This is a genomic window from Bradyrhizobium sp. 482_C4_N1_8 (genome assembly GCF_052075965.1).
GTDB classification, from domain to species: Bacteria; Pseudomonadota; Alphaproteobacteria; order Rhizobiales; family Xanthobacteraceae; genus Bradyrhizobium; species Bradyrhizobium barranii.
The window spans coordinates 5,454,704-5,471,665 of the sequence record NZ_CP197231.1 but is presented as its reverse complement, the minus strand read 5'-3'; the positions used below and the strand labels follow the sequence as shown (position 1 = coordinate 5,471,665).

The window sequence follows — 16,962 nt, the reverse complement described above, 5'->3', positions numbered from 1 at the left end:
CACGATGTCGGACGAAGCCAGACCATCCCGGAAGCTCTGGATTTTGGCGGCGGTGGCGGCGCTCGCGCTCCATCTGGGCGGTGCCGCGCTCGCCCTGGCCCATCTGCGGACCGATGACGACGACGATGGCCTGGGTGCGGCCGGCGCGGAGTTCGCCGTCGAGATGGCCTCGCCCAAGGCGCCCGAGACCGACCTTCCGCCGGGACCGGACAGCGAAGCGATGCAGGAGCAGCAGGCGCTTCCAGAGCAAAAGGCCGAGACCAAGGAAACCGAGCTTCCAAAGGACCAGTCGCAACAGGTCGACGATCCCGATCGGGTCGTCACCGAAAACATCTCGAAGAAGCCGCAGGACGAGGATCCCAAGATCGCGGCGGTCGAGACACCCGCTGCCGAGGCTTCGCCGCAGTCGGTTGCAACGGCGCGGCAGACACTCGACGAGGACGCGCGCGAGGCCGAGAAGGCCCTGGCGCCGGTGCTTGGCCTCGGCAAGGACATCCTCAGGATCACGACCGACTGGAATCGCAAGATCAGTGCGCACCTCACGGCCCACAAGGTCAACCCGGAGGGCAAGCAGCCCAATAATCAGAAGGTGAAGGTCAGCTTCGCGATCAACCGCAGGGGCAATGTGCTGTCCGTCGACGTCGTGGAGTCATCGGGGGATGTGGCCTACGATGCGGCCGCGCTCTCGATTGTCCGCAAGTCCGATCCCATCCCGCAGCCCCCGGCCGGACTGACCGAAGACCGGTTCGAGCGGACCGTCGACATCATCTTCACGCCGCCGGACGAGAAGAAAAAGAAGAAATCGGCTCAGCGCCAGTAGAGCCGGATCCCGACATAGACCACGACCAGGCAGACGAAGATCAGCGCCACCGGGAGGGGCCGTTTCTGGGCTCCGCTAAACGCCGCCGTGAAGGAGGCCGTCTTCGTCGGTTTCGGGGGAGGTCGGCGGAAAGCGGTAACATTGTCCGCCGCCGGCTCGGGCGGACGGGTGCGGACGTCGGGCGGAGTTCCCGCGCCGCCCATCTCGGCATAGTAGGCCTTGTAGATCGCGCCGATCGTGGCCTCGGTGGCCTCGCCCTCGCTCATCCGCGCCAGCAGGTTCTTGTAGCTGACCAGGAACTCCTGCGCCTCGGCAGGCAGCGCGGAGGCCCCGTTGAGCTTGGCCATCATCTTCCAGGTGGCAAAATCGGCGCGGGCGCGGGTGTCCGCGCGTCGCGCGATCAGCATATCGGCAGCTTTGACCAAGTCGGCCTCGAGCCCTTCGGCTTATGTTCGGGTGTTCTGTTGAACTACGCGTTGCCGGTCAGGAAGAGAACAGCCTGAATCACATAACCGGTCAACGTTCGCAGTATTCCTGAAATAACATCAAGATTTAGACCGAACTGCGAGCCCGCGAGCGGCAGCAGGATCAGAAGACCAATCAGGATCAGCATCCCGAATGGCTCGAGCCGGGCCAGCGGCATGGCGAGGGCCCGAGGCAACAGCCCGACCGCGACGCGCCCGCCGTCGAGCGGCGGGATCGGCATCATGTTGAACACCGCCAGCACCGCGTTGATCACCAGCGCATTCTTGAGGTTGTCGAAGATCCACTGGGCCGAGGCCGCCGGTGCTAGGGGCAGGGCATGCAGGGCAAGAGCCGCCGCGAGCGCCAGCAGGATGTTGGTGGCGGGTCCGGCAAGGGCCACCCAGACCATGTCGAGCCTGGGATGGTTGAGCTTGCGGAAATTGACGGGAACCGGCTTGGCATAGCCGAATAGGAACGGCGAGTGCGCGAACAGCAGCATCGCCGGCAGGATCAGGGTGCCGAACGGATCGATATGCTTGATAGGGTTGAAGCTGACGCGGCCGAGCTGCCAGGCCGTGTTGTCACCGAGACGGTACGCGACGAAAGCGTGCGCGGCCTCGTGGAAGGTGATGGCGAGCAGCAGCGGTAGCACCCATACAGAAAGCTCATAGAGGGAAATGTTCACGGCTCGTCCGTCCCGGTTTGTGCCTCGTGGCCTTGCAGCCAACCCGGCCGATCCGGTGATGGGGCAACGCGTCAGGTCAGGATATGGGACGCGGGTTCCGAAATCCCAAGCCGTAAATGATCCGCCAGCAGCGCCGCCGGCTGCGACAGGTTGCGCGCGCGGTGCAGGTGGATGTCGGCAGCCGGCAGCGGCGGCAGGCCGTTCGACAGGGCGCGCAGGCGGGAGGGCAGGGTGCCGGCCTTCACGACCGTGATCGCAAGGCCCTCCGCCGCGATCGCTTCCACCGCCGCAAGGGTGCGACTGACGAAGGCAAGGCGCCAGGGCCGGCCGGCGGCATCGAGGGCGTCCGCGGCCCATTGCCGGAACAGGCAGCCCGGCGGGTAGAGCGCGACGGGCAGCGTGTCCTGTGCTTCGGCTCGATACGTCCTGGCCGCAGCCCAGACCGCCTGCTCGCGTCGGAGCAGTTCGCCATCGCCGCGTCCTTCCGGATGCATGGCGATGACGAGGTCATAGGCCTCGCCGAGCCGGGCCGGCATCGTCGCGGTCAGGCCGGTCTCGATCTCGACCCGGATCTCCGGATGGTTTTGGGCAAAGCGCGCCAGCAAGGGCGGAATGACGATCGTGCCGTAATCGTCCATCACGCCGAGGCGGACCACGGCGTCGCGCTTGCGTGCGCGGAGCACATCGATCGCCTCTGCATTGAGGTCGAGAAGCCGCCTCGCATAAACGAGGAGCTCATCGCCCGCCGCGGTCAGCGCGACGCCGGCCCTGGTGCGCTGAAACAGCTTGGTGCCGATCCGCTCTTCCAGGCGCCTGATCTGGACGCTGACCGCCGACTGGGTCCGGTTGAGCAATTGGGCTGCGCGCGTGAACGAGCGATGCTCGGCGACGGCGAGAAATGCCTTCAGCAGATCGGGGTCGAGAACAGGCGTGGTCATGACGAAAACTTATCCCAGCATGACGGAAACTCCATTCCCTGTTTCGGCGCGCCTCGTATGCTGCGTTCAGGGCTCGTCAAGGGAGGGCGTGTGGGCGAAATCTCCGGCGTTCTGGCCGCGGTGCTGTCGAGCGGCCTCGGCGGCACCTCGATCGGTGCCACGCGCTATCTGGTGGGCAGCCTCGATCCGCTCGCGATCGGCTCGTTCCGGTTCGGCATCGGCTTCCTGCTGCTGTTACCCCTGACGCTGCTCCGCGGTGACCGTTGGCCGGGGCGAGGGGACTGGGCCGCCGCGACCGGGCTCGGCATTCTGTTCTTCGCGCTGTTTCCGATCCTGTTCAATGCATCGCTGATCTTTACGACCGCCGCGCGCGGCGCGCTCGCTTTGTCGACACTTCCGCTGTTGTCGCTCGTGATCGGCGCCGCGCTCGGCGCCGAGGCCCTGAGCTGGCGCAAATCGATCGGTGTCGTGATCGCGACGTTTGGCGTTGCCGTCGCGCTGCTCTCCGACCTGACCTCGGCACCATCCGGCGCCTGGCGCGGCGATCTCCTGATGATGGCGGCCGCGCTGTGCATGGCGCTGTACGGCATCTGGTCAAAACCGCTGATCCGGCGCTCCGGCCCGATCGCCTTCACCACGATGAGCATGGCGGCCGGCGCGGCCTGCCTCATCCTGCTCTCTTATATCCGGAGCAGTTTTGCGCCGGTCGCCGGCTTCGGCGCGCCGCAATGGCTGGCGGCTTTCTATCTCGGCGCCTTCGGTGCTGCGCTGACCTTCTATCTCTGGGCCTTCGCGCTGGAGCGGACCACGCCGACGCGCGTCGCGATCTCGGTGACGGTCAATCCGATCACGGCCTCGCTGGTCGGCGCCTGGCTGCTGAACGAACCGCTGCGCTGGAATCTGGCGGCCGGCATCGTCGCGGTGTTTGCCGGGATCTGGATCGCGACGACGACGGGACGGCGCGCTCAGGCGGCGAGAGTGCCTGCGTCAGGGCAAGCCTGACGTCACGCCGGGATGGTGCCCTGATATTGCGTCAGGCCGTCGTCGAGCTTCAGCCAGGCGACCTTCTCCGAGACCCAGATATGCTCGGTCGGCGCAAAGGCGTTGCGATCGTCGAAGGTCGTGAGCGAAACGCCCGCCAGCGTGCCGTTGCGCCGCCAGGAGAACAGGCGCGTGCCGCAGCGCTTGCAGAACACGCGGTCGATGTTCTCGGACGAGGCATAGCGCTCGATGTCACCCTCGACGGTCAGCGCGCGCTGGTCGAATTGCGCGCGGGCGAAGTAGGGCGAGCCCATCGCCTTCTGGCACAGGCGGCAATGGCAGATGCGGACGTTGAGCGGCTCACCCTCCGCCTTGAACCGCACCGCGCCGCACAGGCATCCACCTTCCCGGATCATGGCTCAGGCCACCCGCCATTCGCCGACCTGGCGCGCCATGCTCCAGTTGAGATTGTCGAGATCGCCATCCATGTTGGAATTCCCGCGTCTGGTGTTGGTGAAGGCGGCCCAGCAGAAGCCGCCATGGGTGCGCACGGCAATCGTGCTCGTGCCCGGCAGGCTGCCATTGTGCCACCAATTGTCGAATTTGTTGACACAGAAGCCCTTGGCGTAGTTCGGGCTGTAACTGGGCGCGGTGGTCATGACCTCGATGGTGCGCGGCCGCAGGATGTTCGCCGGTCTGGTGTAGCCGTCGACATGCATCAGGAACTGGACGAGATCCGCCGGCGTCGCGATCCAGCCACCATGGGAATCCATCCGCCGTACATTCATGCTGTAGGGATTTTCGGCCTGACCGTAATAGACGACTTCGCCGGCCTGGCGCTGCTCGCGCGTGTTGCCGGCGACGCTCATGTCGGTGACGCCGCAGCGCGCCAGCACCTCGGTGCGGACGTGCTCGGCATAGGCCTGGCCGGTGAGCTTCTCGATCACGCGGCCCAGAACGCAATAGCCGAAATTGGAATAGGCGTAGTGCTGGCCCGGCGGCCGGTCCAGCGGCCGGTTGGCGAGCGTCCAGGCGATCAGCTCGGCATGATCCATCCGCGGATGCGTGAACATGGGATCGCGGTTGTCGTTGCTCCAGCCGCCGGCAGCGTGCGTCAGCAGATGCTCGAGCGTGATCTGGTCGATGCCGGCGGAGTAGGGCGGTGACCCGTAATCGGTGCCGAGCAGTGCACCGGGGCCGAACACGCGATCCGTGAGCTTGAGGCGGTTCTCCTCGATCAGGCGGAAGATCGTGACCGAGGTGATCATCTTGCTGACGCTGGCGATCCGGAACAGATGCCGCGGCGTCACGGTCTCGTTCCGCTCGCGATCCGCAAGACCGAAGGCGTCCTCGTGGACAACAGTGCCGGCATAGCCGATCGCAAAGGACAGCGCCGGCACGTCGTATTTGTCCATGAAGCTGCGCGCGAGCCGCGCCATGGCGCCGCGTTCGGCCGGCGAGGGCGGACGGATGCTCGGCGGGCTGGGCGCCAGTTGCGCGGGCGCAACACGCGACAGCAACGGAAGCGCGCCTGCGCCCGCTGCGAGCTTCACGAAATCCCGACGCCCAAAATCCCGACGTCCAAGCCGCATGGTCCGCCCCTTCCAGGGGCGGCCAAAGCTTCAGTAGGTCGCCCGTCCGCCGGAAATATCAAACACCGCGCCGGTGGAGAAGGCACAATCTTGGGATGCGAGCCAGCTCACCATCGCGGCGAGCTCTTCCACCAGCACGAAGCGCGCCTTCGGGATTTTCGACAGCATGAAGTCGATATGCTGCTGCGTCATCTGGTCGAAGATCGCGGTCTTCGCCGCGGCCGGCGTCACCGCATTCACGAGGATGTCATGTGCCGCCAATTCCTTGCCGAGCGATTTCGTCAGCGCGATCAGTCCGGCCTTGGAGGCCGAATAATGCGAGGCGTTGGGATTGCCTTCCTTGCCGGCGATCGAGGCGATGTTCACGATCCGCCCGTACTTCTGCTTGAGCATCGTCGGCACGATCGCCTTGCAGACGATGAAAGGGCCGTCGAGATTGATGCGCAGGACCTTGCGCCACTCCTCGAGATCGGTCTCCCAGACCGGCTTGTTGACGCCGGCGATGCCGGCATTGTTGACGAGGATGTCGATCTTGCCGAAGGCGGCAAGCGTCGCATCGCGCGCCTGCTCGACGGCGGCGGGGTCGGTGACGTCGACCTTGAAGACTTTTGTCTCGCCGCCGACTTCATTCGCGGTCTTCTCGGCGAGAGCCGAGTCAAAATCCCAGATCGCGACCTTGGCGCCGGAGTCGATGAAACGCCGGGTGATGGCACGGCCAAAGCCCTGCGCGCCGCCGGTGACGACGGCAATGCGGCCGTTGAGATCGATCTTGTTCATCGAGAACTCCCTTGTCTATCCCTCATGGTGAGGAGCGCGCACTTGCGCGCGTCTCGAACCATAAGCCCGTGGCCCATCCCTCGAGACGGCGCTGTCGCGCCTCCTCGGGATGAGGAGCGATCAGAGCATGTAGCCGCCGTCGACGACAAGGTCGACGCCGGTGGTGAATGCGCTTTCGTCGCTGCCGAGATAGACCGCCATGGATGCGATTTCGTCGGCGGTGCCGAGCCGGCCCATCTTCTGGCGGGAGACGAACATCTCCTTGCCTTGCGGACCCTGCGCGGCGGCGCGGTCGAGCATCGAGGGCGTCTCGACGGTGCCGGGGCAGATGCTGTTGCAGCGGATGCCCTTGGTGATGAAGTCGAGCGCGACCGCGCGCGTCAGCAGCGACACCGCCGCCTTCGACGCGCTGTAGACGTAGCGGTTGGCCGGTGGCCGCAGCGCCGCGCAGGACGAGATGTTGACGATGCTGCCGCCGCCGCCCGCCAGCATCTCGGGCAGGAACGCCCTGATGGTCCGGTGCATCGACTTGACGTTGAGGTCGAACGAGAAGTCAAAATCCTCTTCCGAGCACTCCAGGATGGTGCCGTGATGCACGAAACCGGCCGCGTTGAGCAGGATGTCGACCTTGCCGATGCGCTTGGCGAAGGCGTTGACGTCGGCGGTGTTGCGGACGTCGAGCTTGGCGACCTCGGCGATGCCTTCCTTGGTCAGGCCCGCGATGCCGGCCTCGTTGATGTCGGTGGCGATGACGGTTGCGCCTTCACGCGCGAATGCGATGGCGCATGCGCGCCCGATGCCTGCCGCTGCAGCCGTGACGACGGCGCGCTTTCCCTTGAGGCGGTCTGCCATGTTGTTTTTCTCCTTGGCTTGAATTTGTCTATCGGCTCGTCATTGCGAGGAGCTCGTGACAAAATTGCGCAGCAATTTTGCACTGTTGCGACGAAGCAATCCAGACTGTCTCCTTGGAGATATCTCTGGATTGCTTCGCTTCGCTCGCAATGACGACGTGGCTGTTAGTGGTTGTCTCTGGCGACACCAAATGTGCCGGCGACGTTCTGGTAGCGTGTGGCGAGCTCCATGCATGCGCCGGTCGATTGCTGGCCCACCGTGTTGCGGTAGATCTCCTGCCACGGCGTCTGGTTCGCCGGATGCTTGAAGCCGCCATTGGCCATCAGCTCGGCGTGGCGCTTCTTCACTTCGTCGTCCGAAATGAGAATATTGGCGCTGCCCTTGTTGAGGTCGATGCGTACCTTGTCGCCGGTCTTGAGGATCGCGAGCCCGCCATTGGCGGCAGCTTCCGGCGAGGCGTTCAGGATCGACGGCGAGCCCGAGGTGCCGGACTGGCGGCCGTCGCCGATGCAGGGCAGGGCGAGAATGCCGCGTTTGATCAGCGCGGCCGGCGGCTGCATGTTCACGACCTCGGCGCCACCGGGGTAGCCGATCGGGCCGGTGCCGCGGACGAACAGCATGCAATTCTCGTCGATGTCGAGTGAGGCATCGTCGATCCGCTCGTGATAATCCTCCGGGCCCTCGAACACGATGGCGCGGCCCTCGAAGGCGTTGAGGTCCTTCGGGTTGCTGAGATAGCGGTCGCGGAATTCCTTGGAGATCACGCTGGTCTTCATGATCGCGGAATCGAACAGATTGCCCTTCAGGACCAGGAAGCCGGCGTCCTTCACCAGCGGCTTGTCGTAGGCCCGGATCACGTCATTGTCGGGCGCGGGCGCATTGGCGCAGTTCTCGCCGATGCCGCGGCCGTTCACGGTAACCGCGTCCTCGTGGATGCGCTTGTGCTTCATCAGCTCGCGCACCACGGCCGGCACGCCGCCGGCGCGGTGGAATTCCTCGCCGAGATAGAAGCCGGCCGGCTGCATGTTGACCAGCAGCGGCACGTCGTGGCCGAATTTCTGCCAGTCGTCGATCGACAGCTCGACGCCGATGTGGCGGGCCAGCGCGTTGATGTGGATCGGCGCGTTGGTCGAGCCGCCGATCGCCGAGTTGATCACGATGCAGTTCTCGAACGCCTTGCGGGTCAGGATGTCCGACGGCTTGAGGTCTTCCCAGACCATCTCGACGGCGCGCTTGCCGGTCTCGTAGGCGATCTGGCCGCGCTCCCGATAGGGGGCGGGGATCGCCGCGCAGCCCGGCAGCGAGAAGCCGAGCGCTTCGGCAAGCCCGTTCATGGTCGAGGCGGTGCCCATGGTGTTGCAATGGCCGACCGACGGCGCCGAGGACGCCACGATCTCCATGAATTCCTCATAGTCGATCTCGCCGGCGGCGAGCCGTTCGCGCGACTTCCAGACGATGGTGCCGGAGCCGGTGCGCTCGCCGGCATGCCAGCCGTTCAGCATCGGGCCGCCCGACAGCACGATCGCGGGCAGGTTCACGGTCGCCGCCGCCATCATGCAGGCAGGCGTGGTCTTGTCGCAGCCGGTCGTCAGCACGACGCCGTCGAGCGGATAGCCGTAGAGGATCTCGACGAGGCCGAGATAGGCGAGGTTGCGGTCGAGCGCCGCGGTCGGGCGCTTGCCGGTCTCCTGGATCGGATGGGTCGGGAATTCCATCGCAATGCCGCCGGCCTCGCGGATGCCTTCGCGGACGCGGTGCGCCAGCTCGATATGGTGGCGGTTGCAGGGGGAAAGGTCGTTGCCGGTCTGGGCGATGCCGATGATCGGCTTGCCGGACTGAAGCTCGGCCCGGGTGAGGCCGTAATTCAGGTAGCGCTCCATATAGAGCGCCGTCATGCCCGGATTATGCGGATTGTTGAACCATTCCTGCGAGCGGAGGTGGCGGCGAGCGCCGTTGCTGGCGGGCGCATGCCCATTGGTTGGTTTTTTTGTCATTGGTTTCTCCTGCAATGCAAACGCACTGGCGTCGGGAGCTCAGCTTCGGCTGGTGCGATGCCCAACGGCGCGATCCATGGTTCAAAGGCCCGTTGGCGGGTCATTCCCTCACAAGCGCGATACTAGTCTTGGCCACTTGGTAACGCTATCATTTTGTTCGCGACGCCCGCGCCTGATGCGGCAGGCCTGTCGTCCGACCGCCGCGACGACGAGCTTTGCCGCTCGATCACCTTGAAGCCGAGATCGAGCACCGGCTGCTCGGGGCGCCGTCCGTCGATCGCTTCGATCAGCATGGTGGCGGCCGTGTTGCCCATCTCGTAGCGGTTGGTGCGCACGCTGGTGAGGGTGGGCACTGCGGAGGCCATGAATTCGAGGTCGTTGAATCCGACGATCGCGATCTGCTCGGGGACCGCGATCTCCCGGCGCCGGCATTCGAACAGCACGCCGAGCGCGAGGTCGTCATTGGCGCAGAACACCGAGTCGATATCGGGCTCGCGCGCCAGCAGATCGGTGAACAGGGTGCCGCCGAGCGTCACCGAGGTCGGTGTCGCCGTCGTGACGACGAGGCGCTGCTCGAACAGCGCGGCGTCCTTCATGGCCGAGACATATCCGTCCAGCCGCCGCTGCACCCGCGGATCCATGCGCGCGCCGACGAAGCCGATCTTGCGATGGCCTTGCGCGAACAGGTGGGCGATCGCCGCGCGGGCCGCATCATAGTGCGAAAAGCCGATCATCATGTCGACCGGATTGGGTCCGATCTCCATGATCTGCACGATCGGGCAGTCGGCCGCCTCCAGCATCGCGCGCGATTCCGCGGTCTGGTCGATGCCGGTGACGATCAGTCCGGCCGGCTTCTGCGCGAGAAACAGGCGCAGCAGCTTCTCCTCCTGGAGAATACTGTAGCGTGTGTTGGATAACTGGATCGAGTACCGGCTGCCTTCGGAGGCGTCATAGATGCCGCGCAGCACGTCGGAAAACACGTTGTTGGTCAGTGACGGGATCAAGACGCCGATCACTTCGGTGCGCTGCGAGGCCAGCGCTCGCGCCGCCAGGTTCGGTACATAGCCGAGCTCGTTGGCCGCGCTCTCGACCCGCGTCCGCTTGGCGACCGACAGGGCCTCCGGATTGCGGAAGAACCGGGACGCCGTGATCGGGCTGACGCCGGCAAGCTCGGCAACTTCCGCCAGCCGGATTTTACCTGACTTGGTGCGTTTTCGACCCATTAGTTGCTCTTATCACAGTCGGTCCGGCAAACAAAGGAACGTTGACAGCGCTACCAGCAACGACTAACCAAAGACAAATTGCCAAAACCGCACAAACTGCCGACAATGTCGCTCGCTAAGATCGGGCTTCGTTCGGTGAAGTCTGAAAAACAAGACGGTCGCGGCGCGTGAGGCGTCGTGGACTTTCGAGGAGGGAGCTAGATGTCGTCTGTGCAAATCCGCGACGTGCGGAAATCGTTCGGCAATTTTGAAGTCCTGCACGGCGTTTCGATTCCGATCGAGGACGGCCAGTTTGTCGTCCTAGTTGGCCCCTCCGGCTGCGGCAAGTCGACGCTTCTGCGCATGCTTGCAGGCCTCGAGAACATCACCTCCGGCACGATCTCGATCGGCGACCGCGTCGTCAACAATATCCAGCCCAAGGAGCGGGATATTGCGATGGTGTTCCAGAACTACGCGCTCTATCCGCACATGACCGTCGGCGAGAACATGGGCTTCTCGCTGAAGCTGCGGAACGCGAGCTCCGACGAGATCAACAAGCGTGTCAAGCGCGCTGCCGAAATTCTCGCGCTGTCGCCGCTGCTCGAGCGCTATCCGCGCCAGCTCTCCGGCGGCCAGCGCCAGCGCGTCGCGATGGGCCGCGCCATCGTGCGCGATCCGCAGGTGTTCCTGTTCGACGAGCCCTTGTCGAACCTCGACGCCAAGCTGCGCGTCGCCATGCGCACCGAGATCAAGGAGCTGCACCAGCGGCTGAAGACGACGACCGTCTACGTCACGCACGACCAGATCGAGGCCATGACCATGGCCGACAAGATCGTCGTCATGCATGACGGCATCGTCGAGCAGATGGGCACCCCGCTCGAGCTCTACGACAAGCCCGACAACCAGTTCGTCGCCGGCTTCATCGGCTCGCCGGCCATGAACTTCCTGAAAGGCCATGTGCGCGTCAACGGCGTTGCGACCTTCGAGGGGCCGAACGGCGTCAAGCTGCCGCTCAAGAACGCGCCGGCGGCGTCTGACGGTCGCCCTGTCGTCTATGGTGTGCGACCCGAGCATTTCACCATCGCGGACGACGGCGCCGATGCCGAGATCATCGTGGTCGAGCCGACCGGCTCGGAGACGCAGGTGTTCGCGAAGGTGGGTGGCGAGCAGGTCGTCGCGGTGTTCCGCGAGCGTCACCAGTTCAATCCGGGCGACAAGGTCAAGCTGAAGCCTGACCCGTCACTGGTTCATCTGTTCGACGAGGCGACGGGCAAACGCATGTAGCCGCGCCGAAGGATTGCCCAACGACTGTTCAAGAACGACCCAAATACAAATATAAAATTCAGGGAGAGAACGATGAGCAATTTCGACAGGCGAAGTGTGCTTAAGGCCGGCCTGGGCGGCGCAGCGCTGCTGGCCGGCCCGGGCATCGTGCCGGTCCGCGCCGCGGAGTGGACCAACACGCCCGAACCGAACGCGTCCATCCGCGTCTTGCGCTGGAAGCAGTTCATCCAGGCCGAGTTCGACAAGTTTGCCGAGCAGACCAAGAAGTTCTCCGAGAAGACCGGCGTCAAGATCAAGCTCGAGGCCGAGAGCTGGGAAGACATCCGCCCCAAGGCCGCGGTGGCCGCCAATGTCGGCGCCGGCCCCGACCTCATCATCGGCACGCTCGACGATCCCCACAAATTCCCGGAAAAGCTGATCGATATGACTGATGTCGCCGACTATCTCGGCGCGCAGTATGGCGGCTGGTATCCGGTTGCCGAACGTTACGGCAAGAAGGGCAACAGCTGGATCGCCATTCCGCAGGGCGCGACCGGCGGCTGCCTGAACTACCGCATCAGCCACGTGAAGGCTGCGGGCTTCGAGGAATTCCCCAAGGACACCGCCGGCTTCCTCAAGCTCTGCCAGGCGTTGAAGAAGAACAACACGCCGGCCGGCTTCGCGCTTGGCCATGCCACGGGCGATGCCAATGGCTGGTGCCAGTGGGCGCTCTGGGCGTTCGGCGGCAAGGTCGTCAACGACAAGAACGAGGTCGTGATCGACTCCCCGGAGACGATCGCCGCGCTCGAATACGTCAAGCAGCTCTACGAGACCTTCATCCCGGGCGTGCTGTCGTGGAATGACTCGAACAACAACAAGGCGTTCCTGAACGGCGAACTCAGCCTGACGCTGAACGGCATCTCGATCTGGACCGTCGGCAAGAACTCCACCGATGCGAAGCAGCAGGAGATCGCCAAGGACATGAACCACGCGCCGATGCCGATCGGCCCCGTGGGCGTGTCGACCGAGCAGCAGAACGTGCTGGTCTACTACGGCTACAAGCACTCGAAGTATCCCAAGGCGGTCAAGGAATTCATCAAGTTCATGATGGACAAGGAGAATTACGACGCCTGGGAGGTCGCTTCCAACGGCTACGTGTCGCCGCCGCTGCCGGCCTACAACGACAACCCGGTGTGGACGTCGGATCCGAAGATCACCCCGTATCGCGACTGCCTGAAGCGCTGCCGCGACAACGGCTTTGCCGGCGATCTCGGCTATGCCTCCGCCGCGGTGATGGGCGACTTCGTCGTCGTCGACATGTTCGCGGAAGCAGCCTCCGGCTCGGCGACGCCGAAGCAGGCGGCGGCGCGCGCCGCCGAGCGCGCCAAGCGCTACTACCAGGTCTGATCAAAGCCAATCCGCGCGGCGTCCGGTTCGCCGGACGCCGTGACTTTTCTCCCGAGGGGAATCCGACATGGCAGTCATGGCCGAGTCCGCTGTCGCGCAGGTCAAGCGCGCCAGCCTCTGGACCAGAGCATTCGAGAGCCGGAATTGGCTCGGCGCGATGTTCATGGTGCCGGCGATCGCGATCCTCATCCTGTTTCTGGCTTATCCGCTGGCGCTGGGCTTCTGGCTCGGCATGACCGACACCAAGATCGGCGGGGCCGGGCGCTATATCGGCTTTGCGAACTTCGTCTCGCTCTCCAAGGATTCGGTGTTCTGGCTCTCGGTCTTCAACACCATCTTCTATACGTTCACCGCGAGCATCGTGAAATTCGCCATCGGCCTTTACCTCGCGCTGCTGCTCAACGAGCGGCTGCCGTTCAAGTCGATGATCCGCGCCATCGTGCTGCTGCCCTTCGTGGTACCGACGGTGCTGTCCGCGATCGCGTTCTGGTGGATCTATGACAGCCAGTTCTCGATCATCTCCTGGGTACTGATCAAGGCCGGCCTGATCACGCGCTACATCGACTTCCTCGGCGATCCCTGGAATGCGCGCTTGTCGGTCGTCGCCGCCAACATCTGGCGCGGCGTGCCTTTCGTGGCGATCACGCTGCTGGCGGGATTGCAGACGATTTCGCCCTCGCTCTACGAGGCGGCCAATCTCGATGGCGCCACCAACATGCAGCGCTTCCGCCACATCACGCTGCCGATGCTGTCGCCGATCATCGCGGTCGTGATGACATTCTCGGTGCTGATGACGTTCACCGACTTCCAGCTGATCTACACCATCACGCGGGGCGGGCCGATCAATGCCACGCATCTGATGGCGACGCTGTCGTTCCAGCGCGCCATCACCGGCGGCAATCTCGGGGAGGGCGCGGCGATCTCGAACGCGATGATCCCGTTCCTGGTCGCGGCGATCCTGCTCAGCTTCTTCGGGCTTCAGCGCTCCCGCTGGCAGCAGGGCGGGAGGGACTGACCATGAGCACCGCAGACGACCAAAGCGTCGGAATGGATTATCTCGAGAGCTTCCCGCGGAAGTTCTTGCGGGTCTACTTTCCGCTCGGCCTGATCATCTTCTTCCTGCTGTTCCCGTTCTATTGGATGGCGGTCGCGACGTTCAAGCCGGACGCGGAGATGTACGATTACGAGAAGTACAATCCGTTCTGGATCGTGAATCCGACCATCGAGCACATCAAGAAGCTGTTGGTCGAAACCGACTATCCGCTCTGGATGTGGAACACCGTGATCGTCTCGGTGTCCTCCACCTTCATCTCGCTGTTCGCCAGCGTCTGCGCCGCCTACGCGATCGAACGTCTCCGCTACAAGGGCTCGCGCTATGTGGGGCTAGCGATCTTCCTCGGCTATCTCGTGCCGCCCTCGATCCTGTTCATTCCGCTGGCGGCGATCGTGTTCCAGCTCGGCCTGTTCGATGGCAATCTGGCGCTGATCCTGACCTATCCGACCTTCCTGATCCCGTTCTGCACCTGGCTCCTGATGGGCTATTTCCGCACCATTCCGTACGAGCTGGAGGAATGCGCCCTGATCGACGGGGCGACGCGGCTCCAGATCCTGGTCAAGATCACGCTGCCGCTGTCGCTCCCGGGGGTCATCTCGGCCGGCATCTTCGCCTTCACGTTGTCCTGGAATGAGTTCATCTACGCGCTGACCTTCATCTCCTCGTCGGAGAACAAGACCATCCCCGTCGGCGCCATCACCGAGCTCGTCAGCGGCGACGTCTACCATTGGGGCGCGCTGATGGCGGCGGCCCTGATCGGCTCGGTCCCCGTAGTTATCCTTTATTCCTTCTTCGTGGAGTACTATGTGTCGGCGATGACCGGCGCCGTGAAGGAATGATCGCGGGGCCTGCCTTGAGAGCGTGCCAGGAGAACGTGTCAGGAGCGGCGCGCTCCGGCCAATAAGAAGGAGTAGGCTCTTGCACATTCTGGTTCTGGGCGCCGCCGGCATGGTCGGCCGTAAATTGTGTGAACGGCTGTTGCGCGACGGCCGGCTCGGCAAGAGCGACATCACCAAGCTGACCATGCACGACGTGGTCGAGCCCAAGAAGCCGGAAAAGGCCGGTTTCCCCGTCGAGACCGTGTCAGGCGATTTCGCCGTGCCGGGCGCAGCCGAAAAGCTGATCGCCGGCCGACCCGACGTGATCTTCCATCTCGCCGCGATCGTCTCCGGCGAAGCCGAGCTCGATTTCGACAAGGGCTACCGCATCAATCTCGACGGCACGCGGATGCTGCTCGATGCCGTCAGGCTCGTCGGCGGCGGCTACAAGCCGCGCGTGGTCTTCACCTCGTCAATCGCGGTGTTCGGCGCCCCGTTCCCGGATGCGATCGGCGATGAGTTCTTCCACACCCCGCTGCTCAGCTACGGCACCCAGAAGGCGATCGGTGAGTTACTGCTCGCCGACTATTCGCGCCGCGGCTTCCTCGACGGCATCGGCATCCGCCTGCCGACCATCTGCATCCGGCCCGGCCTGCCCAACAAGGCGGCATCGGGCTTCTTCTCCAACATCCTGCGCGAGCCGCTGGCCGGCAAGGAAGCGGTGCTCCCGGTCTCCGAGGATGTCCGCCACTGGCACGCCACGCCGCGTTCCGCCGTCGGCTTCCTGCTCCATGCCGGCACCATGGATCTCGCCAAGGTCGGCCCGCGCCGCAACCTGACGATGCCCGGCTTCTCGGCCACCGTCGGCGAACAGATCGCTGCGCTCAAGCGGGTGGCCGGCGACAAGGTCGCCGCGCGCATCAAGCACGAGCTGGATCCGTTCATCGTCGGCATCGTCGGCGGCTGGCCGCGCAATTTCGAGGCGAAGCGGGCGCGCGAGCTCGGCTTCACCACCGAAGAAAAGACTTTTGACGACATCATCCGCATTCACATCGAAGACGAGCTCGGCGGCAACTTCGTCGCCTGATCGAACTGATGAACAGCGTGGATATGACGATGGCGAGCGTTGCTTGCATCGGTGAATGCATGGTCGAGCTCCGGCAGGCCCAGGGTGGACAGTCCGCTGGACAGTCCAGCGGGCATGGCCAGGGCGGCGGCCTGTATTCGCGCGGCTTCGGTGGCGACACCCTCAACACGGCGGTGTATCTGGCGCGGCTCGAGGTCAAGGTCGACTATCTCACCGCGCTCGGCGATGATGCCCTGAGCGACGAGATGATCGCGGCCTGGAATGCGGAGGGCGTCGGGACCCGCCGCGTCTCCCGGCTGCCGGGCAAGCTGCCTGGCCTCTACATGATCCAGACGGATGCGAAGGGCGAGCGCCAGTTCTTCCACTGGCGCGACAGCGCGGCGGCGCGCCAATTGATGAGCCTGCCCGAGACGGACGAGCTGCTCAACTCGCTGATGAGCTACGACATCGTCTATCTCTCGGCGATCACGCTCTCGATCTACGATGCGGCCGGGCGCGAGCGCCTGTTCGCGGCGATCAAGCGGGCGCGCCTGCTCGGCACCCGCTTCGTGTTCGACACCAATTTTCGCGCGCGGGGATGGCCGGACCGCGATGTCGCCCGCGAGGTCTTTGCCGCGGCATTTGCAACCGCCGACATCGTGCTGACCTCGACCGAGGATCTGCTCGCGCTCTATCCCGGCGAGAGCCATGACCAGCTGATGGCACGCATCCCGAGCCCCGAGCTGGTGTTCCGGCTGGCCGAGCCGGTCAGCCTGCTGCGCTTTCCCGGCGGCACCAGCGAGGTCCGCGCCGAACCGATGACTAAGCCGGTCGTTGACACCACAGCGGCGGGCGACAGCTTTGCCGCGGCCTATATCGCGGCCCGGCTCGGCGGCTCCGATCCGGTCGAGGCGGCCCAGGCCGGGCACCGCCTCGCCAGCCTCGTGATCTGCTATGCCGGCGCCATCATTCCGGGCTATGCCATGCCGCCGAAGAAGCGGCACCGGCCGGCGACCACGCGTCAAGCGACCAAGTGAAACGAAAGCCA

17 protein-coding genes are annotated in these 16,962 nt (G+C 64.5%); 8 read left to right on the top strand and 9 right to left on the bottom strand.

What is annotated here, in order from left to right; genetic code table 11:
• Window positions 1-4 precede the first annotated feature (4 nt).
• Window positions 5-820, top strand: a complete 816-nt coding sequence (locus tag AB7Z56_RS26505; RefSeq protein WP_063983858.1) for an energy transducer TonB family protein — start codon at window positions 5-7, stop codon at window positions 818-820.
• Here the strand turns inward: AB7Z56_RS26505 and AB7Z56_RS26500 are convergent.
• The 3 genes from AB7Z56_RS26500 to AB7Z56_RS26490 all read right to left on the bottom strand — a co-directional run bounded on the left by AB7Z56_RS26500 (window position 808) and on the right by AB7Z56_RS26490 (window position 2,908).
• A complete protein-coding gene (locus tag AB7Z56_RS26500; RefSeq protein WP_028146575.1) occupies window positions 808-1,227 on the bottom strand; it encodes a hypothetical protein in 420 nt (139 codons plus the stop codon). The genes AB7Z56_RS26505 and AB7Z56_RS26500 overlap by 13 nt on opposite strands.
• Window positions 1,228-1,289: 62 nt before the next feature.
• Entirely contained in the window at window positions 1,290-1,970 is a 681-nt protein-coding gene (locus tag AB7Z56_RS26495) for a site-2 protease family protein (protein WP_063983857.1), read from the bottom strand.
• Window positions 1,971-2,041: 71 nt separating this feature from the next.
• A complete protein-coding gene (locus AB7Z56_RS26490; RefSeq protein ID WP_063983856.1) occupies window positions 2,042-2,908 on the bottom strand; it encodes a LysR family transcriptional regulator in 867 nt (288 codons plus the stop codon).
• 90 nt (window positions 2,909-2,998) lie between these two features.
• Here AB7Z56_RS26490 and AB7Z56_RS26485 point away from each other — a divergent pair, with 90 nt between their 5' ends.
• Window positions 2,999-3,910 (top strand): DMT family transporter, encoded by a 912-nt coding sequence (locus AB7Z56_RS26485; protein ID WP_441256497.1) that lies wholly within the window; start codon window positions 2,999-3,001, stop codon window positions 3,908-3,910.
• A gap of 2 nt (window positions 3,911-3,912) precedes the next feature.
• Here AB7Z56_RS26485 and AB7Z56_RS26480 read toward each other — a convergent pair whose 3' ends face one another.
• The 6 genes from AB7Z56_RS26480 to AB7Z56_RS26455 form a co-directional block, all read right to left on the bottom strand.
• Window positions 3,913-4,305: a GFA family protein gene (locus tag AB7Z56_RS26480; RefSeq protein ID WP_071914943.1), complete on the bottom strand. Its 393-nt coding sequence runs from the start codon at window positions 4,303-4,305 to the stop codon at window positions 3,913-3,915.
• Between the two features lie 3 nt (window positions 4,306-4,308).
• Window positions 4,309-5,442, bottom strand: coding sequence for a serine hydrolase domain-containing protein (locus AB7Z56_RS26475; protein WP_441256496.1), 1,134 nt, complete (start codon window positions 5,440-5,442; stop codon window positions 4,309-4,311).
• A 69-nt stretch (window positions 5,443-5,511) separates the two neighbouring features.
• Window positions 5,512-6,258, bottom strand: coding sequence for an SDR family NAD(P)-dependent oxidoreductase (locus AB7Z56_RS26470; RefSeq protein WP_014495989.1), 747 nt, complete (start codon window positions 6,256-6,258; stop codon window positions 5,512-5,514).
• A gap of 120 nt (window positions 6,259-6,378) precedes the next feature.
• Window positions 6,379-7,110, bottom strand: a complete 732-nt coding sequence (locus AB7Z56_RS26465) for an SDR family oxidoreductase (RefSeq protein WP_135214354.1) — start codon at window positions 7,108-7,110, stop codon at window positions 6,379-6,381.
• A 164-nt stretch (window positions 7,111-7,274) separates the two neighbouring features.
• A complete protein-coding gene (locus AB7Z56_RS26460) occupies window positions 7,275-9,104 on the bottom strand; it encodes an IlvD/Edd family dehydratase (protein WP_028146570.1) in 1,830 nt (609 codons plus the stop codon).
• Between the two features lie 122 nt (window positions 9,105-9,226).
• Window positions 9,227-10,327, bottom strand: a complete 1,101-nt coding sequence (locus AB7Z56_RS26455) for a LacI family DNA-binding transcriptional regulator (RefSeq protein WP_441256495.1) — start codon at window positions 10,325-10,327, stop codon at window positions 9,227-9,229.
• Window positions 10,328-10,528: 201 nt separating this feature from the next.
• Here AB7Z56_RS26455 and AB7Z56_RS26450 point away from each other — a divergent pair, with 201 nt between their 5' ends.
• The 6 genes from AB7Z56_RS26450 to AB7Z56_RS26425 all read left to right on the top strand — a co-directional run bounded on the left by AB7Z56_RS26450 (window position 10,529) and on the right by AB7Z56_RS26425 (window position 16,951).
• Window positions 10,529-11,590, top strand: a complete 1,062-nt coding sequence (locus AB7Z56_RS26450; protein ID WP_063983849.1) for an ABC transporter ATP-binding protein — start codon at window positions 10,529-10,531, stop codon at window positions 11,588-11,590.
• 72 nt (window positions 11,591-11,662) lie between these two features.
• Entirely contained in the window at window positions 11,663-12,976 is a 1,314-nt protein-coding gene (locus AB7Z56_RS26445; RefSeq protein WP_071914934.1) for an ABC transporter substrate-binding protein, read from the top strand.
• Window positions 12,977-13,043: 67 nt separating this feature from the next.
• Window positions 13,044-13,991: a carbohydrate ABC transporter permease gene (locus AB7Z56_RS26440; protein WP_063983847.1), complete on the top strand. Its 948-nt coding sequence runs from the start codon at window positions 13,044-13,046 to the stop codon at window positions 13,989-13,991.
• A gap of 2 nt (window positions 13,992-13,993) precedes the next feature.
• A complete protein-coding gene (locus tag AB7Z56_RS26435; protein ID WP_014495982.1) occupies window positions 13,994-14,869 on the top strand; it encodes a carbohydrate ABC transporter permease in 876 nt (291 codons plus the stop codon).
• Between the two features lie 79 nt (window positions 14,870-14,948).
• Window positions 14,949-15,935: a D-erythronate dehydrogenase gene (gene denD / locus AB7Z56_RS26430; RefSeq protein ID WP_014495981.1), complete on the top strand. Its 987-nt coding sequence runs from the start codon at window positions 14,949-14,951 to the stop codon at window positions 15,933-15,935.
• A gap of 29 nt (window positions 15,936-15,964) precedes the next feature.
• Window positions 15,965-16,951, top strand: a complete 987-nt coding sequence (locus AB7Z56_RS26425) for a sugar kinase (protein ID WP_441256494.1) — start codon at window positions 15,965-15,967, stop codon at window positions 16,949-16,951.
• The last annotated feature ends 11 nt before the right edge of the window (window positions 16,952-16,962 follow it).